General features: G+C 35.0%; 16 protein-coding genes. 7 read left to right on the top strand and 9 right to left on the bottom strand.

Going from position 1 to position 16,726, the window contains the following annotated elements; translation table 11 throughout:
• Positions 1-34: 34 nt before the first annotated feature.
• Positions 35-742, bottom strand: coding sequence for a UMP kinase (pyrH, locus tag ACRASX_RS03685; protein ID WP_066311400.1), 708 nt, complete (start codon positions 740-742; stop codon positions 35-37).
• A 164-nt stretch (positions 743-906) separates the two neighbouring features.
• Here pyrH and ACRASX_RS03680 point away from each other — a divergent pair, with 164 nt between their 5' ends.
• Complete coding sequence (locus ACRASX_RS03680) at positions 907-1,518, top strand: thioredoxin family protein (RefSeq protein ID WP_432222453.1); 612 nt, start codon at positions 907-909, stop codon at positions 1,516-1,518.
• Positions 1,519-1,592: 74 nt separating this feature from the next.
• Here ACRASX_RS03680 and truB read toward each other — a convergent pair whose 3' ends face one another.
• The 4 genes from truB to ACRASX_RS03660 all read right to left on the bottom strand — a co-directional run bounded on the left by truB (position 1,593) and on the right by ACRASX_RS03660 (position 4,380).
• A complete protein-coding gene (gene truB / locus ACRASX_RS03675; RefSeq protein ID WP_432222452.1) occupies positions 1,593-2,291 on the bottom strand; it encodes a tRNA pseudouridine(55) synthase TruB in 699 nt (232 codons plus the stop codon).
• On the bottom strand, positions 2,291-3,109 hold the full coding sequence (locus tag ACRASX_RS03670) for an undecaprenyl-diphosphate phosphatase (RefSeq protein WP_432222451.1): 819 nt from the start codon (positions 3,107-3,109) through the stop codon (positions 2,291-2,293). Before ACRASX_RS03670 ends, truB begins: the two co-directional genes overlap by 1 nt.
• Positions 3,110-3,180: 71 nt before the next feature.
• Positions 3,181-3,441 carry a DUF3098 domain-containing protein gene (locus tag ACRASX_RS03665; protein ID WP_432222450.1) on the bottom strand — a complete coding sequence of 87 codons (261 nt, stop codon included), beginning with the start codon at positions 3,439-3,441 and terminating at the stop codon, positions 3,181-3,183.
• Between the two features lie 63 nt (positions 3,442-3,504).
• Positions 3,505-4,380 carry a cell division protein FtsX gene (locus ACRASX_RS03660; protein ID WP_066311388.1) on the bottom strand — a complete coding sequence of 292 codons (876 nt, stop codon included), beginning with the start codon at positions 4,378-4,380 and terminating at the stop codon, positions 3,505-3,507.
• Between the two features lie 287 nt (positions 4,381-4,667).
• Here ACRASX_RS03660 and leuS point away from each other — a divergent pair, with 287 nt between their 5' ends.
• Positions 4,668-7,529 (top strand): leucine--tRNA ligase, encoded by a 2,862-nt coding sequence (gene leuS / locus ACRASX_RS03655; RefSeq protein WP_432222449.1) that lies wholly within the window; start codon positions 4,668-4,670, stop codon positions 7,527-7,529.
• A 300-nt stretch (positions 7,530-7,829) separates the two neighbouring features.
• Positions 7,830-8,516, top strand: a complete 687-nt coding sequence (locus ACRASX_RS03650; RefSeq protein ID WP_066311380.1) for a zinc metallopeptidase — start codon at positions 7,830-7,832, stop codon at positions 8,514-8,516.
• 433 nt (positions 8,517-8,949) lie between these two features.
• Here ACRASX_RS03650 and ACRASX_RS03645 read toward each other — a convergent pair whose 3' ends face one another.
• Together ACRASX_RS03645 and ACRASX_RS03640 are read right to left on the bottom strand one after the other, a co-directional pair.
• Positions 8,950-9,699 carry a uroporphyrinogen-III synthase gene (locus ACRASX_RS03645; protein ID WP_432222448.1) on the bottom strand — a complete coding sequence of 250 codons (750 nt, stop codon included), beginning with the start codon at positions 9,697-9,699 and terminating at the stop codon, positions 8,950-8,952.
• 13 nt (positions 9,700-9,712) lie between these two features.
• Positions 9,713-10,381, bottom strand: a complete 669-nt coding sequence (locus ACRASX_RS03640) for a DUF4271 domain-containing protein (RefSeq protein WP_066311370.1) — start codon at positions 10,379-10,381, stop codon at positions 9,713-9,715.
• A gap of 189 nt (positions 10,382-10,570) precedes the next feature.
• Between ACRASX_RS03640 and ACRASX_RS03635 the strand changes: the two genes are divergently transcribed.
• The 3 genes from ACRASX_RS03635 to ACRASX_RS03625 are packed head-to-tail and all read left to right on the top strand — an operon-like array spanning position 10,571 to position 13,146.
• Entirely contained in the window at positions 10,571-11,296 is a 726-nt protein-coding gene (locus ACRASX_RS03635; protein ID WP_066311362.1) for a polyprenol monophosphomannose synthase, read from the top strand.
• Between the two features lie 8 nt (positions 11,297-11,304).
• Complete coding sequence (locus ACRASX_RS03630) at positions 11,305-12,645, top strand: dihydroorotase (RefSeq protein ID WP_432222447.1); 1,341 nt, start codon at positions 11,305-11,307, stop codon at positions 12,643-12,645.
• A gap of 9 nt (positions 12,646-12,654) precedes the next feature.
• Positions 12,655-13,146 carry a DUF4296 domain-containing protein gene (locus ACRASX_RS03625; protein ID WP_432222446.1) on the top strand — a complete coding sequence of 164 codons (492 nt, stop codon included), beginning with the start codon at positions 12,655-12,657 and terminating at the stop codon, positions 13,144-13,146.
• Here the strand turns inward: ACRASX_RS03625 and ACRASX_RS03620 are convergent.
• Positions 13,136-14,137 (bottom strand): NAD-dependent epimerase/dehydratase family protein, encoded by a 1,002-nt coding sequence (locus ACRASX_RS03620; RefSeq protein ID WP_432222445.1) that lies wholly within the window; start codon positions 14,135-14,137, stop codon positions 13,136-13,138. The two genes, ACRASX_RS03625 and ACRASX_RS03620, sit on opposite strands and share 11 nt — an antisense overlap.
• A 264-nt stretch (positions 14,138-14,401) precedes the next feature.
• Between ACRASX_RS03620 and tyrS the strand changes: the two genes are divergently transcribed.
• Positions 14,402-15,694: a tyrosine--tRNA ligase gene (tyrS, locus tag ACRASX_RS03615; RefSeq protein WP_066311346.1), complete on the top strand. Its 1,293-nt coding sequence runs from the start codon at positions 14,402-14,404 to the stop codon at positions 15,692-15,694.
• 28 nt (positions 15,695-15,722) lie between these two features.
• On the opposite strand, the gene ACRASX_RS03610 is transcribed toward tyrS, so the two are convergent.
• Positions 15,723-16,703, bottom strand: coding sequence for an acyl transferase (locus tag ACRASX_RS03610; protein WP_432222444.1), 981 nt, complete (start codon positions 16,701-16,703; stop codon positions 15,723-15,725).
• Between the last annotated feature and the right edge of the window lie 23 nt (positions 16,704-16,726).

Raw genomic sequence — 16,726 nt, 5'->3', positions numbered from 1 at the left:
TATTCAGTTTTGCAAACACCAACTTTTGGGAGACTTATATATTAACTACAGTTCCAATATTTTCGCCTTCGCAAATTTTTATTAAGTTGTCTGTTTTATTCATATCAAAAACGACAATTGGTAATTTGTTTTCTTGACTCAATGTAAATGCAGTACTATCCATTACGTTTAGTCCTTTTTGCAATACATCTTGAAAAGAAATAGTCTCGTATTTAATGGCATTTGCATTTTTTTCTGGATCACAATCGTAAATACCATCGACTCTGGTTCCTTTTAAAATCACATCAGCATTAATTTCGATACCTCTTAAAACAGCAGCTGTATCAGTAGTAAAGTACGGGTTTCCCGTTCCTGCACCAAAAATTACAATTCTGTTTTTCTCCAAATGGCGAACGGCTCTTCTTTTAATATAAGGTTCAGCAATTGCTTCAATCTTAAGTGCAGTTTGCAAACGAGTTAACATTCCTTTGTTTTCAAGAGCACCTTGCAATGCCATACCATTAATAACAGTGGCTAACATTCCCATATAATCACCTTGCACTCTGTCCATTCCAGAACTTACGCCAGAAACACCTCTAAAAATATTTCCTCCACCAATTACAATCGCAATTTCCACTCCTTTATCGTGAATCTTTTTGATTTCATCTGCATATTCGCCCAATCTCTTAGGATCAATACCATATTGTAAATCACCCATCAAGGCCTCACCGCTTAATTTTAGAAGAATTCTTTTGTATTTCATTTGTTTGTCGCGTTTGTTTGTGCAAATATAGACATATTCTAATTTTTTAAAATAATCTTTACTAAAATTAATTATTCTTGTTAGAATTGCTTTGTGTGATAAAAGTCATTTTGAATTCTTTTTAGTATATTTAAGTTTGTAAGACATTAAAAAATAAAATTATTATGAATAGTACTGTAGCTAAATCCTTGTTTGCGAGTCATTCGTACGAAGAATATAGAAAATTGGTAAGCGACTTATTGACTGAAGGTAAAGTAACAGGTGATGAACAATCGGAAGATTTAGGAAACTATGCGACTTTAAATGAAAAAAGAATGAGTCGTTTGGAGAAAACAATTGTGATCGCTGACGAAGTCAAAAGCGGAATCGAAGATTTAAAACACGATTATATTTGGTTGGTAATCTCTGAAGGATGGTGTGGTGATGCAGCGCAATTGTTGCCAATTATGCATAAAATGGCTGAAATTGATTCTAAAAAAATAGATTTACGAATCGTTTTAAGAGATGAAAATCCAGAGTTAATGAATTATTTTTTGACTAATAACGGAAAAGCAATTCCGAAGTTAATTGTAATAAATAAGGAAACATCATTGGTCGAAAATCATTGGGGTCCGCGTCCTGCAGGTGCCGTAAAATTAATCAGTGATTATAAAAAGGAATTTGGAGTCGTTGATGAAACGGCAAAATCGGACTTGCAATTGTGGTATTTACATGACAAAGGTCTAAGTACCCAAGCAGAAATTATGGAGATCATGAATTACGTAGATCAGAAGTAAGAATAGTATTTCTTAGAAAAAATAAAACCCATTGCGAAACATACGTTTTGTAATGGGTTTTTATATTGTGATTTTTAAGCTAAACTTTTTTCAAATGCTTCAACATCAATGGCATCTTTTACATTGTAGTCACCAATTTTCGTTCGGCGCAAAGCTGTTAAATGTGCGCCAGATTGCAATGCTCTTCCAAAATCAAAGGCCAACGAGCGAATGTAAGTACCTTTGCTACAAACGACTCTAAAGTCAATTTCGGGCAACTCAATTCTGGTAATTTCAAATTCGTTGATAGTCGTTTTTCGGGTTGCAATTTCTATTTCTTGACCCGCACGAGCGTGTTCATACAAACGAACTCCATCTTTTTTAATTGCCGAATATATAGGTGGTTTTTGATCAATTTCGCCTAAAAACTGTGGAATGGTTTCGTTAATTAACGCTTCAGTAATGTGATCAATTGCAAAAGTTTGATCAATTTCAGTTTCCAGATCATAAGATGGCGTGGTTCCTCCAACACAAATGGTTCCGGTATATTCTTTGGCTTGTCCTTGCAATTCGGTAATTCTTTTGGTGAATTTTCCCGTACAAATAAGCAATAAGCCAGTCGCCAAAGGATCTAAAGTGCCTGCATGACCGATTTTAAACTTTTTGGGAAGCCCGATTTTGTTAATTAAAGCGTACTTTAATTTATTTACCGCTTGAAAAGAACTCCATTTTAGGGGTTTATCTACCAGAAAAATTTGTCCTTCTTGGTATTCTTCTATTGTTAATGGCTCCATTATTTAGTTGAATAAAAATAAATTAACAATGCGATTCCAATGATTATTCGATACCAACCCCAAAATTTAAATCCGTATTTTGCCAATACATTTATAAAAGTTTTTACTGCCAGTAGGGCAATGATAAAAGCAATAATATTTCCAATAATAAATAAATAGATATGGCTTTCATCTTGTAAGATCATTTCGTACCCTTTCATTTCGGTTCCGGTTCCTTTGCCCCAAGTTTTTACAAAAACAGAATATACGGTTACTGCCAACATGGTTGGAACTGCTAGAAAGAAAGAGAATTCGGCTGCTGCTCTTCGGCTTAAGCCTTGTGTCATTCCGCCAATAATTGAGGCTGCAGAACGAGATGTTCCGGGCATCATGGCCAAACATTGCCAGAAACCAATGATCACTGCTTTTTTAATACTGATTTCTTTTTCGTCGTGAATTCGTGGGTTTTTAAACCAATTGTCTACAAATAAAAGCACAATTCCGCCTAAAATTAAAACTGTCGATATGGCGATTTGGTTGCCTAAAACGGCTTCAATTTTATCGTCAAAAAGATAGCCCAAAACCAGCGCAGGTACAACAGCACAAGCTAATTTTATATAAAAATCAAAGTTTTTAAAATCAAAGAATTTTTTCCAATACAAAACGACAATGGCTAGAATAGCGCCAAACTGTATTGAAACTTGAAACATTTTTAAAAATTCTGATTCTTCCATTCCTAAAAGAGCCGCAGTAAAGCCCATGTGAGCGGTCGATGAAATCGGCAAAAATTCGGTCAATCCTTCAATAATAGCAAGAATGATGGCTTGTATTGTATTCATTTATCAAATGATCAGTGATCAGTATTTTTTAATAGGTAGTAAATATAGTGGCGCTTTTAAAAAAGAAGCTGCTAGATGTTTGTACTATTTACTTTTTTGTTTGGGTTTTTAAGAATGGCATAAATGGTAATTCCAAAACCAATTAAAACGGTGGTTGGTGCCAATCTAATTCTTCTAAAGTTAAAAATGGCTTCATTAAAAACATTTGGATCATCGCTTCCGCCGCCACTCATTAAAATAAAACCTAAAGCAATTACTCCAATTCCGATTAAAAGAATTTTATAATTTACTTTATCAAAAAGAAATTCTTGATTGGTTTGTTTGTCTTTCATTGTGTTGAATATTTGTGAACTATCAATCAGAAAAATAAGATTGCTAGCTGTTTATGCTTAGTGTTAATATAAATCGTCTGTTCTCAAGTTCAAGAAACGTTGTGTTGCAAAGTGCGTACTCAACCAAGTAATCAAAATTCCGACTCCTAAAACGGTTAATAATACAAATGCAATTAAAACCTTGTCATCAAGAATGCCTAAACTTGGGAAATTGGTATCTAAGTAAATCAATACACCAATCAATGCCAATATGGCTAAGCCAGCACCAATCATTCCTAATTTTACACTTCGCATTACAAAAGGTCTTCGGATAAAAGATTTTGTCGCACCTACCATTTGCATGGTTTTAATGATAAATCGGTTAGAATGTATGGATAGTCTAAGGGAACTATTAATTAATAAAACAGCAATTACGGTTAAAAAACCACTGATAATTAAAATCCAGAAACTTACTCTTTTAATGTTGTCATTAACCAAATTAACCAATTGTTTATCGTAAACAATATCCGAAATCATAGCGTTTTTGCGAAGACTTTTTTCGATTTTAGCGATGCTGTCTTTTTCAACATAATCGGCTTTTAAATGAATGTCATAAGAGTTTTGCAATGGATTTTCTCCTAGGAAAGTCAAAAAATCTTCTCCAATAATATCAGTGTGCTGTTTGGCAGCTTGGTCTTTAGAAACATAAACATAGCTTTTTGCATACGGCACTTTTTTTAAGTCGGCGTCAAAAGCTTTTACAATACTATCGTTGGCGTCGTTGTCAAAGAAAACCGTCATGGCAATTTTTTCTTTAAAATCATCGGCTAATTTTTTAGAATTAATAACGAATAATCCTAAAACACCCAATAGAAATAAAACCAGAAATACACTAAGTACAACTGAAAAATAAGAGGAAATTAACCTGCGTTTTTGAAATTTATCAAAAGAAGAACTCATAGTTTATCTGAATTTTGACGTAAAAATAATAAAGAATTTCTTTATATGAAGCTAATAACGGTCAAAGTTTTGACTTTAGTGCTTAAAGTTGAAATTAAGACGAAATTGTGGCGGTTTTTTAAATAGTAATTCATTTTTAGCCTGAAATAGAAATTTGGATGCTATAAATAAACCATAATTGGCGAATTGTTTTTGTAGCACGTACAATAAATGTAAATTTGCATTTTTATAATTTATAGTGAGCAAATCTTCAGCGCTTTGTCACTTTGCAACTCAGTACCTTAAAGATGAAATACAATCCGAACGAAATAGAAGCCAAGTGGCAAAAATATTGGGCAGAAAACAAAACTTTTGCAGCACAAAACAATTCAGATAAACCCAAGCATTATGTATTAGATATGTTTCCTTATCCTTCGGGAGCAGGGCTGCACGTAGGACATCCGCTAGGTTATATTGCTTCAGATGTGTATTCGAGATTCAAAAGACACCAAGGTTTTAATGTGTTGCACCCTATGGGTTACGATAGTTTCGGTTTGCCAGCGGAGCAATATGCCATTCAAACTGGACAAAGACCAGAAGACACGACGCGTGTGAATATTGACGGTGGCGTAGATAAAGAAGGCAATCAGATTGCAGGTTACAGAAAGCAATTGGACAAAATTGGATTTTCTTTTGATTGGAGCAGAGAAGTGCGCACTTCTAATCCAGATTATTACAAACACACCCAATGGATTTTTATTCAATTGTTCAACTCTTGGTATTGCAAAAAACAGAATAAAGCTTTTGATGTAACAGAACTTGTGAAAGTTTTTGCTGAAGAAGGAAATGTGCTGGTAGAGGCAGTTTGCGATGATCAGGTAGCAATTTTCACAGCCGAAGATTGGAATACTTATTCGGAAGAAGAGCAAGAAAAGATTTTATTAAAATACAGATTAACCTATTTGGCCGAAACCGAAGTCAACTGGTGTCCAGGATTAGGAACGGTTTTAGCCAATGACGAAATTGTCAATGGCGTTTCAGAACGTGGTGGTTATCCAGTTATTCGTAAAAAAATGACACAATGGAGCATGCGTATTTCGGCTTATGCGGAACGTTTGTTACAAGGCCTGAACGATATCGACTGGAGCGAAAGCATCAAAGAAAGCCAGAGGAACTGGATTGGAAAATCAGTTGGAGCTTCGGTAGATTTTAGTTTGCAAAATTTAGATGGGACTATTTCAGTTTTTACTACGCGTCCCGACACTATCTTTGGAGTTACATTTATGACTTTAGCGCCAGAACACGAATTAGTTTCTCAAATTACAACTGCAGAGCAAATAGCAGCAGTTGATGCCTACATCGAAAAAACGGCGAAACGTTCTGAAAGAGAGCGCATGGCAGATGTTAAAACGATCTCGGGAGTGTTTACAGGAGGATATGCGGAACATCCTTTTACAAAAGAGCCAATTCCGGTTTGGATTGGTGACTATGTTTTAGCGGGTTACGGAACAGGGGCGGTTATGGCGGTTCCTTGTGGTGACGAGCGCGACTATGCTTTTGCCAATTTCTTTAAAGGACAAAAGGGAATGCCAGCGATCAAGAATATTTTTGATCAAGACATTTCAGAATCCGCGTTTGGATCGAAAGATGGCTTTAAATTAGTAGAATCTGATTTCTTAGATGGTTTGGGTTATAAAGAAGCGACTCAGAAGGCTATTGCTGAATTGGAGGCTATTGAACAAGGAACAGGAAAAACCAATTACCGATTGCGTGATGCTGTTTTTTCTCGCCAAAGATATTGGGGAGAACCTTTCCCGGTGTATTATGTAAATGGTTTGCCTAAAATGATTGATGCGCAACATTTGCCTATCATTTTGCCAGAAGTAGCCAATTATTTGCCTACCGAAGAAGGTTTGCCGCCTTTAGGAAATGCAATAGTTTGGGCTTGGGATACGGTGAATAATAAAGTAGTTGCAACAGATTTAGTAGATAACAAGTCAATTTTTCCTTTAGAACTAAATACTATGCCGGGTTGGGCTGGTAGTTCTTGGTACTGGATGCGTTATATGGACGCCAATAACGAAACCGAATTTGCTTCGGCGGAAGCCCTAAAATATTGGGAAAGTGTCGATTTATATATTGGAGGAAATGAACATGCAACTGGTCACTTATTGTATGCGCGTTTTTGGAATAAATTTTTAAAAGACAAAGGTTTTGCACCAACCGAAGAACCCTTCAAAAAACTGATCAATCAAGGAATGATTTTGGGAACTAGTGCTTTTGTTTATAGACTAGAAGGAACTAATTCTTTTATATCTAAAAATAAAATAGAAGGTCAAAATGTTCAGCCAATCCACGCAGACGTTTCGATGGTCAATGCTTCAGATGAACTGGATGTCGAGAGATTTAGAAATTGGAGAGAAGAGTATAAAAATGCCGAATTTATTTTGGACGAAAACGGAAAATACATCGTTGGTCGCGAGGTAGAGAAAATGTCCAAATCCAAATACAATGTAGTAACTCCAGATGATATTTGCGCCGAATACGGAGCGGATACGTTGCGTTTGTACGAAATGTTTCTTGGGCCTTTGGAACAAGCAAAACCTTGGAATACCGCTGGAATTTCAGGTGTTTTTGGTTTCTTAAAAAAACTTTGTCGTTTGTATTTTGATGAACATAATTTAATTATAACTGATGAAGAACCAAACAAAGAGAATTTAAAATCCTTACACAAAACCATCAAAAAAGTTGTCGATGACATTGAGAATTTTTCCTTCAATACATCAGTTTCACAATTTATGATTTGTGTAAACGAATTGTCTGCTCAAAACTGTCATTCGCGTGCCATTTTAGAGCCGTTGGCAATTGTAATTTCGCCTTATGCGCCACACATCGCTGAGGAATTATGGTCGTTATTAGGGTATGAAGGTTCGATTGCTACAGTTCCTTTTCCTGTTTTTGAAGCCAAGTATTTAGTAGAATCAGAAAAAGAATATCCGGTTTCATTCAACGGAAAAATGCGTTTCACGCTAAAATTACCTTTGGATTTAACCAAAGATCAAATTGAGCAAATCGTTATGAAAGACGAAAGAACGCTAAAACAATTGGATGGCAAAACGCCAAACAAAGTGATAATTGTTCCAGGAAAAATCATCAACTTGGTTGGATAAATCACTAATTATTAATTATGAATTTTTAATTTTTAATTGTGAGTTATTAATTTTAGTTGATGTCATTCTATATATAGATAAAAATCCAGATTCCAATTGTTGTTGGGATTTGGATTTTTTTGTTTCTGTTTAACTATCTTTTGCGGAGATGTTTACTGTATGTATTTAAACACTTTTGGTTATTCTTTGATTGCTGTTGTAATTGCTTTTTAAAGAATGTCAATATGACATTTTTATACTTTGGTTCACAATTTGCTCTTTTAAATGAGTAACAGAAATAGAATTTTAAAAATATAAAATATGGGAAGTAGCTATTTAATACTTGCGGGTATAATCATGCTTTTTAGTTGGTTAGTGAGTTCAAGGCTAAAAAGTAAATTCGAATTTTATTCGAAAATGCATTTGCAAAATAATATGACGGGAGCAGAAATCGCTGAAAAAATGTTGGCTGATAACGGAATTAGAGATGTTCGAGTAATATCCACGCCAGGACGGTTGACCGATCATTACAATCCAACAGATAAAACGGTAAATTTAAGTGAGGCGGTCTACAGTCAAAGAAACGCAGCTGCGGCAGCGGTTGCGGCTCACGAGTGTGGTCATGCTGTGCAACATGCGGTGGGTTACGAATGGTTAACGATGCGTTCGAAATTAGTGCCAGTGGTAAATGTGGCGTCAAGCTTTATGCAATGGATTTTATTGGCCGGAATCTTATTGATGAACGCTTTTCCAGAACTGTTGTTATTCGGCATTGTACTATTTTCGGCAACGACATTGTTTACAATAGTAACGTTGCCGGTAGAATATGATGCGAGTAATCGTGCATTGGCATGGCTAGAAAATAAAAGAATGTTAACGCCACAAGAACACGCTGGCGCCAAAGATTCGCTAAAGTGGGCTGCACGAACGTATGTCGTAGCGGCAATTGGTTCTATTGGTACTTTGTTGTATTACGTCTCTATTTATATGGGGGGAAGAAGAAATTAATTAGATATTTTTAAAACACACAAAAGCCAGAATGATATTTAAAATCATGCTGGCTTTTTTATTTGTGGTTTTACTTTTGTGAGCTCTTTTAATGCTGGAGGGTTTCGTGCAACTTTATCCAAATAGTTGCTTTTAAAAACAATGCTATTAAAGAGTAAAAGTATATAGTTTACGTTAAGTTTAGAACCCAAAATACTTCAATTTAATCTTTTTAGATAGTTATTGATGAATTATCGCTTCTGGTATGTCGATTTTATTGGTAATTAGCCGGATGGGATTTCTAGCAGCTTTCATAAATATCGCATTATTTTGTTTGCCAACGTCGCTTGCTACAAACATCTAAGTGATTATCAAATGTGGGGGAATTATTAATATTTCTGCATAAAAAAAGCTGCAAATCTTGCAGCTTTATTATTTTGGTTGAGCAAAAAAATTATTTTCCTTTATTTGCTTCCACTATATATTTTTCTAATGCCATTGTCATAGATGGATTTCCTGGCGTTGGCGCCATAATGTCAATTCGCAAACCGTGCTCTAATGCTTCTTTTTGAGTTGAAGTTCCAAAAACTGCAATTCTAGTATCGTTTTGTTTAAAATCAGGGAAGTTTTTATACAATGATTTAATTCCAGTTGGACTGAAAAAAGCCAACACATCATAATAAACATCTGCCAAATCAGATAAATCACTCATTACAGTTTTATAAAAAATAGCTTGAGTCCAATCTACTTTTAAATTATCTAAGGTAATAGGTGCATCTGCATTCAGTTGATCTGAAGCGGGTAATAAGAATTTTTCGTCTTTGTATTTTTTGATAAGTGGAGACAAATCGGCAAAATCTTTTGCTCCAACATAAATTTTACGTTTTCTGTACACCACATATTTTTGCAAATAAAATGCGACAGCTTCCGACTGACAAAAATATTTTAACGTTTCTGGAATTTTATAACGCATTTCTTCAGCCACTCTAAAAAAGTGGTCCACTGCGTTTCTGCTTGTCAAAATGATCGCAGTGTAATTATTAAGATCTATCTTTTGAAGACGGATTTCCTTTGCGTTTACTCCTTCGACATGGATAAAAGGTCTAAAATCAATTTTTATCTTATGCTTTAATTGTAGCTCAAAGTAAGGAGAGTTTTCTACTTTAGGTTCCGGCTGAGATACCAAAATTGTTTTCACTTTCATATAATAATATTTTCTAAATATTGCCCTTTGTAAACAAATAATACATGAAATAATAAGGAGCTATTTCAAGTGCGCAAAGATACAAAATAAAATAAAACAACTTACCGATAATTGCATTTTGATAGGTTTTTATTGAAATAATATAAGCAACCATGCTAATTGTCAAAGCAACTATCATAATTATTAACGGAACATTAGTAGAAAATCCATCATAATAGAACAAAATCGCATTAATCGGCAGTAACAAAATTCCGATATAGGTTCGATACGTGACTTTTTGAAGATTGAATTGCTCAATAAACTCTTCCATATTAAAGGAAGTGGCTATTATTTTTTCGACTAAATATTTAGAAACAATAAAAAAGAATAAGAAAGTAATAATTTGGATGTAAAGCAGCCAGTCAGTTTTTGATGCATATCCAAATATATTTAGGGTAAGCAGAATAAAAAAAGCGAACGAAATTATTTGTACAAAAAACAATGAAGCGGTAAAGCTACTTTTTAGATGACTGCTGTCGCGATAAATTTTGGCATATTTATCTGAAAATATTAACCTAGAGAAATCATTAAAACGATTCTCGTAAACAGACTTTGTTATGGCGATAATAGCAAAAGCAACCACAAACAGAACAGTTGCCCAGTCTTTGTTTTCGGTGATTCGTAATTGAAGTTCTTCCATCATAATGCGGCAAAATTAGTAATTTTTTGGTTCAATACTTTTATTATAACTGTATTATCAAACATATATTCTTAAAATAACATAATATGGCGTTACAAGACTGCGTCGGTGTTCCTTTTAAAACAAATAGTACCTTGATATCAATCAAATGCTATAAAAAGTTTACTTTTGCTTTGCAATTACTCAAAAAACATGAATGATTCTGTTGTTATAATTCCAACCTATAACGAAATTGAAAATATAGAAAGTATAATAAGGGCAGTGCTTTCTCAGCACAAATCTTTTCATATACTTGTTGTCGACGACAATTCTCCCGATAAAACGGCCAAAAAAGTGGAGCAATTGCAAAGCGAATTTGGAGAACGATTGTTTATAGAAAACCGTACAAAAAAAGCAGGTTTAGGAACCGCTTACGTTCATGGATTTAAGTGGGCCTTACAAAGAGACTATCAGTTTATTTTTGAGATGGACGCCGACTTTTCTCACAATCCAAACGATTTAGAAAAGTTGTACGATGCGTGTCACTTTGGCGGCGCCGATTTAGCAATTGGTTCTCGTTATGTAACGGGTGTAAACGTAGTCAACTGGCCTTTAAGCCGTGTTTTGTTGTCTTATTTCGCCTCTGTCTACGTAAAATTTATTACTGGGATGCAAATTCACGATGCGACCGCTGGTTTTGTTTGTTTTAAAAGAGAAGTTCTAGAAACGATCGACTTAGATAAAATAAAGTTTGTAGGTTACGCGTTTCAAATCGAAATGAAATACAGAACTTTTTGCGGAAAGTTTAAGATCACCGAAGTTCCGATTATTTTTACCGATCGAACAAGAGGGGTTTCAAAAATGAGTAATGCCATTATTAAAGAAGCCATTTTTGGTGTAATTGCACTGCGAATAAGAAAAGTTTTTAATACTTTATAAATAATAAAATGAGTAGAATCTTAATTAAGAATGCTAAAATAGTAAACGAAGGGACAATTTTTGAAGGTGATTTGCTAATTGAGAATGACTTAATTGTAGATATTTCCGAAAGCATAAGTGCTAAATCATCTGATTGTACGATAATTGATGCCGAAGGAAATTACCTGATTCCAGGTATGATAGACGACCAGGTGCATTTTAGAGAGCCAGGTTTGACGCATAAAGGAGACATTGAATCAGAATCTAGAGCAGCTGTTGCTGGCGGAATTACTTCGTTTATAGAGCAGCCTAATACGGTGCCTAATGCAGTTACTCAAGAAATTTTAGAAGAAAAATATAAAATTGCAGCCAATAATTCGTACGCGAATTATTCATTTATGATGGGTGCGACCAACGATAATTTAGAGGAAGTTTTAAAAACAAATCCCAAAAATGTAGCTGGTATTAAAATATTTCTGGGTTCATCGACAGGAAATATGTTGGTGGATGATGAAGCTACTTTAGAAAAAATATTTTCGAGTACCAAAATGTTAATTGCTGTTCATTGCGAAGATGAAACTACCATACAAGAAAACTTAGCGAAGTACAAAGAAGAATATGGAGATGATATTCCGGTAACGGCGCATCATTTGATCCGAAGTGCAGAAGCATGTTATTTGTCTTCTTCAAAGGCGGTTGCGCTTGCAAAAAAGACTGGAGCACGCTTACATATCTTTCATCTTTCTACCGCTCGTGAAATGGAATTGTTTACCAATAAAATTCCGTTAGAAGAAAAGAAAATTACAGCCGAAGTTTGTGTACACCATTTGTGGTTTACCAATGACGATTACGCAACCAAGGGAAATTATATTAAATGGAATCCGGCAGTAAAAACAGCTGCAGATCGCGATGCATTGTGGGAAGCTTTGTTAGACGATCGCATTGATGTTATTGCGACAGACCATGCACCACACACGAAGGAAGAGAAAAAACAAAATTATCTAAAAGCACCTTCTGGTGGTCCGCTAGTGCAACATGCAGTAGTTGCACTATTTGAGGCGCACCATAAAGGGAAAATTAGTGTGGAGAAAATTGTCGAAAAAACGGCACACAATCCAGCTAAAATTTTTAAGATAGAAAAAAGAGGATTTATACGAAAAGGATATTTCGCCGATTTGGTAATCGTAAATGCAGGAATGCCTTGGAGTGTTAAGTCGGAGAATATATTAGCCAAATGTGGGTGGTCTCCTTTCGAGGGATACACCTTTAAATCTAGAGTGACACACACTTTTGTAAATGGTAAATTGGTTTACAATTCTTTTAAAGTAAAAGATATTCGCGCTGGAGCACGTTTATTGTTTGATCGTTAAATTGTTATAATGAAGAAAATTTTAGTAGTTGTTTCAATGGTGCTTTTGATGGTTAGTTGCAAAGAGGAAGTTGTCGCAAAACCAGAAAAATTGATTGATAAAAAAATCATGACAAATATTTTGTATGATATGGCTTTGCTAGAAGCCATAAAGTATCAATATCCTTATGTTGTGGACTCTAATCAAGTGAATACACCAAAATACATCTACAAAAAATATAAAATTGACAGCTTGCAATTTGCGCAAAACAACATGTATTATGCTTCGCATTTTAGCCAATACAAGGACATATTTACAGAGGTTCAAAACCGAATTAAAACACAAGACAGTATTGTAAACAAACGTATTTTCCCTAATCGAAAAAAAGATTCGATTAGGGAAAATACGAAAAAAGCTAAGAAGCAGGAAAAAGCAGAAGCCCTTCCTGCAGTAAGAGTCAATGAAGATTCAATCAATAAAAGCATTAAAAAAACACGTCATAAACTGCGTGCTATCGAATAGCTTTTTCTGAAATGTACGCAATGACATTTTCGAATTTATAATCTAAGGTTCTTTTAATCTTTGCATTCGAATACAAATTTTTTGAGTACGATGCTTTTGCGCCAGCCTTACTTATTTGAGGCTTTTTATTGGTGATTTTAGAAAGCAGCCAATCAATTCTCCACAAAATATTCATGAGAGAAGCATCGGCGTGAATGCGCGGTTTCTTGACTCCCAAGCTTTTAGCGATGGCATCTAGTATTTCTCTAAAAACTATATTTTCGGCCACTAAAGAGAATCCTTCGTTTTTAACATCGCTTTCCATCAACTCAATGGCAATAGTAACAACATCATTTATGGTTATAAAACCAGTTCGACCTAAAGTATAAAAAGACAAACCATTGGCAACACGATGGTATAAAGTGGCACTTCCTTGCTGCATTTTTGTTGTTTTAATATAAGGTCCCATGATAACGCCAGGATTCAAAACCAGTACATCTAAACCTTCTTGATGTCCGCGCCAAACTTCCATTTCTGCGCCATATTTTGATATTGCGTAATCGCTGTGCGGTTTTTCAGGATTCCAATCTGTTGTTTCAGAAATACTTTCTTCATGCGGAGCGATATCACCTAGGGCCGCAATCGAACTTAAAAAACATAATTTTTGAATGTTTTTGGCAATACAAAAATTTACAATGTTAGCCGTACCTTCAATGTTAGTTTTCCTGATTTTTTCTTCATCATTTGGATCAAAAGAAATAAAAGCGGCGCAATGATAGACAAAATCAATTCCGACAAAAACAGTTTCTAAGGAAGGAACATCTAAAATATCACCTTGAATCCATTCTAGCTTATCGATTAAATCACCTTTTTGGTAAAAGTCAAAATACGCTTTTGTCTTGTCAATCGACTGAGCGTCACGGTAAATTGCACGAACCGTATTTCCCTTTTCAATTAAATGTAAAGCCAAATGTGCGCCTACTAAACCTGTGGCTCCTGTTATTAAAATCATTCAGTAAAGATAAAATAGAATGTTGTATTTCGCTATCATTTTTTGTTCTTAATATTTTAGAATGGTTCAGCGATTGTAAGGTTGAGGTTTGTAAAGGCTCAGACAAGCAATTGAGCACTTTAGGTTCGTTCAATATTCTGTTTACGTTAGCACTTTTTTAAACCTTTGCTACTTTGGGACTTTGAATCTTTAGAGCCTACTAAACACGATAATTTTTGAGATTGCAACTCACAATCCTTATATTTGCAAAAATTGTTTAAAAAGATGAAAAATTTTATTGAAGAAGTAACTTGGAGAGGAATGCTTCACGATGTTATGCCAGGTACCGAAGAACATTTGATGGAACAAATGCGTGTGGCGTATGTGGGTATTGACCCAACTGCCGATTCATTACATATCGGACATTTAGTTGGTGTGATGTTATTGAAACATTTTCAGCTTTCTGGCCACAAACCAGTAGCTTTAATTGGTGGTGCAACCGGAATGATTGGTGATCCATCAGGAAAATCGAATGAAAGAAATTTATTAGACGAACCAACATTACGCCACAATCAAGATTCGATTAAAGCGCAATTGTCTCGTTTTTTAGACTTTACCTCGGATGTGCCAAACGCTGCAGAATTGGTTAATAATTACGATTGGATGAAGGATTTCTCCTTCTTAGAATTCATTCGCGACGTAGGTAAGCACATTACAGTAAATTATATGATGGCTAAAGATTCTGTAAAGAAAAGGTTGTCATCTGAGTCTGCTGAAGGAATGTCGTTTACAGAATTCACGTACCAATTGGTACAAGGCTACGACTTTTTACATTTATATAAAAACAAAAGTTGTACCCTACAAATGGGCGGAAGCGATCAGTGGGGAAATATTACTACCGGTACCGAAATGGTTCGAAGAATTGAGGCAGGAAAAGCATATGCGTTGACTTGTCCGCTAATAACAAAAGCAGACGGAACTAAATTTGGAAAGTCGGAAGGTGGAAACATTTGGTTGGATTCAGCGAGAACTTCTCCGTATAAATTTTACCAATATTGGTTGAATACTTCAGATGTCGATGCTGAGAAATACATTAAAATATTTACTTTTTTGTCTAAAGAAGAAATTGAAGACTTAACTATTAAGCACAAAGAAGCACCACATTTGCGTTTGTTGCAAAAACGTTTGGCTGATGAGGTTACGATAATGGTTCACTCTTCAGCTGATTTGGACAATGCCGTAAAAGCATCAAATATTCTTTTTGGAAACGCTACTTCTGATGATTTGAAACAATTGGATGAAGCTACTTTCTTAGATGTTTTTGATGGTGTCCCGCAAGCAGAAATTAGTAAATCAGAGGTAGAAGCTGGTTTAGATATTGTTTCAGTTTTAAACGAAAAAACAAGCTTTTTTAAATCGAATGGAGAAGCGCGTCGTGCGTTAACTGCTAACTCTATTTCTGTAAATAGAGAGAAAGTTAAAGAAGATTACGTGTTGACAAGCAACGACTTAATTAATCAGCAGTTTGTATTATTGCAAAGTGGTAAGAAAAACTATTTTGTGGTAAGAGTAGTTTAATAGCTTAAATACTCTAATAATTTGGTTTTTAAAGCACCATTAAATTACAACCACGAATATCAGAATTATCAAAACGTCCCAATACCTCGAAAGAGTTGTTGGGATATTTTTTGCCCAAATCTTGCGTAGCAATAAAAGAACACGAATTAATATTGGTCAAATCGATTACGTTGATGCCACCCGTTTTTCCTTCTTTTACGTAGGTTAAAGCGTCTTCCGTATCGCGTATTAAAATTTGCATCCACGAAGGGCATTCAAAAATTCCGTTTCCTAACGAGTAGGCTTGAGCCAAAAGCTCCGTCATTCCGTATTCTGAGTGAATGGCAGTAACTCCAAAACCTGCGCAAAGTTGTTCGTGTAATTCTTCGCGAATCATCTCCTTGCGTTTGCCTTTCATGCCACCGGTTTCCATAATAATGGTATTTTGGAGCTTAAATGGATGTTTTTCGATTAAATCTAATAAAGCATAAGTAACACCAATCAGAATCACATTTTGTCCCGATTGGTCCAGTTTCTCTAATTTTTCGATCAGTTCTTCGTGATTGTGCAAATAGAAACCACTTTCTTTTTGTTTCGATAAACGAATTAAATCTTCGACCATATAAATTAACGAAGAACCGTCCCTTTCTAAATAGGATGGAAGTAAAGCCAAGACCACATAATCTTCAATGTTGCCGTAAAATTGCGTAAATCCGCTGCGGTAACTTTCTTCATAAATGCTTACATCAGTAATTAAATGTTTACTGGTAATCATGCCTGTAGTGCCGCTGCTGCTAAACGTTTCCTGAATAGGATTTGTATTAGAAACAACCGCATGACTTTTAAAAAATTGAATGGGTAAAAATGGAATGCTTGTCAGTGATTTTACCTCTTGTGGATTTATTTTTAGCAAATCACAAAATTCCCGATACACTAAATTGTGCTCGCGCTGGTGCCGAAAAACTTTAAGGGCTGTTTTTTCAAATTGTTTTTGGTTTGAAATAGTAAAGATATCAGAAGTTGCAATCACAATTTTTTTTGCAAAGGTACTAA

This window comes from Flavobacterium sp. TMP13 (assembly GCF_050847115.1).
Taxonomy (GTDB): domain Bacteria; phylum Bacteroidota; class Bacteroidia; order Flavobacteriales; family Flavobacteriaceae; genus Flavobacterium.
This window is presented reverse-complemented; position numbering and strand designations above follow the sequence as displayed.

Excerpts from the sequence above, each read along its gene's own strand:
- pyrH (WP_066311400.1), bottom strand. The coding sequence starts at position 742 with ATGAAATACAAAAGAATTCTTCTAAAATTAAGCGGTGAGGCCTTGATG.
- ACRASX_RS03680 (WP_432222453.1), top strand. The coding sequence starts at position 907 with ATGAATAGTACTGTAGCTAAATCCTTGTTTGCGAGTCATTCGTACGAA.
- truB (WP_432222452.1), bottom strand. The coding sequence starts at position 2,291 with ATGGAGCCATTAACAATAGAAGAATACCAAGAAGGACAAATTTTTCTG.
- ACRASX_RS03670 (WP_432222451.1), bottom strand. The coding sequence starts at position 3,109 with ATGAATACAATACAAGCCATCATTCTTGCTATTATTGAAGGATTGACC.
- ACRASX_RS03665 (WP_432222450.1), bottom strand. The coding sequence starts at position 3,441 with ATGAAAGACAAACAAACCAATCAAGAATTTCTTTTTGATAAAGTAAAT.
- ACRASX_RS03660 (WP_066311388.1), bottom strand. The coding sequence starts at position 4,380 with ATGAGTTCTTCTTTTGATAAATTTCAAAAACGCAGGTTAATTTCCTCT.
- leuS (WP_432222449.1), top strand. The coding sequence starts at position 4,668 with ATGAAATACAATCCGAACGAAATAGAAGCCAAGTGGCAAAAATATTGG.
- ACRASX_RS03650 (WP_066311380.1), top strand. The coding sequence starts at position 7,830 with ATGGGAAGTAGCTATTTAATACTTGCGGGTATAATCATGCTTTTTAGT.
- ACRASX_RS03645 (WP_432222448.1), bottom strand. The coding sequence starts at position 9,699 with ATGAAAGTGAAAACAATTTTGGTATCTCAGCCGGAACCTAAAGTAGAA.
- ACRASX_RS03640 (WP_066311370.1), bottom strand. The coding sequence starts at position 10,381 with ATGATGGAAGAACTTCAATTACGAATCACCGAAAACAAAGACTGGGCA.
- ACRASX_RS03635 (WP_066311362.1), top strand. The coding sequence starts at position 10,571 with ATGAATGATTCTGTTGTTATAATTCCAACCTATAACGAAATTGAAAAT.
- ACRASX_RS03630 (WP_432222447.1), top strand. The coding sequence starts at position 11,305 with ATGAGTAGAATCTTAATTAAGAATGCTAAAATAGTAAACGAAGGGACA.
- ACRASX_RS03625 (WP_432222446.1), top strand. The coding sequence starts at position 12,655 with ATGAAGAAAATTTTAGTAGTTGTTTCAATGGTGCTTTTGATGGTTAGT.
- ACRASX_RS03620 (WP_432222445.1), bottom strand. The coding sequence starts at position 14,137 with ATGATTTTAATAACAGGAGCCACAGGTTTAGTAGGCGCACATTTGGCT.
- tyrS (WP_066311346.1), top strand. The coding sequence starts at position 14,402 with ATGAAAAATTTTATTGAAGAAGTAACTTGGAGAGGAATGCTTCACGAT.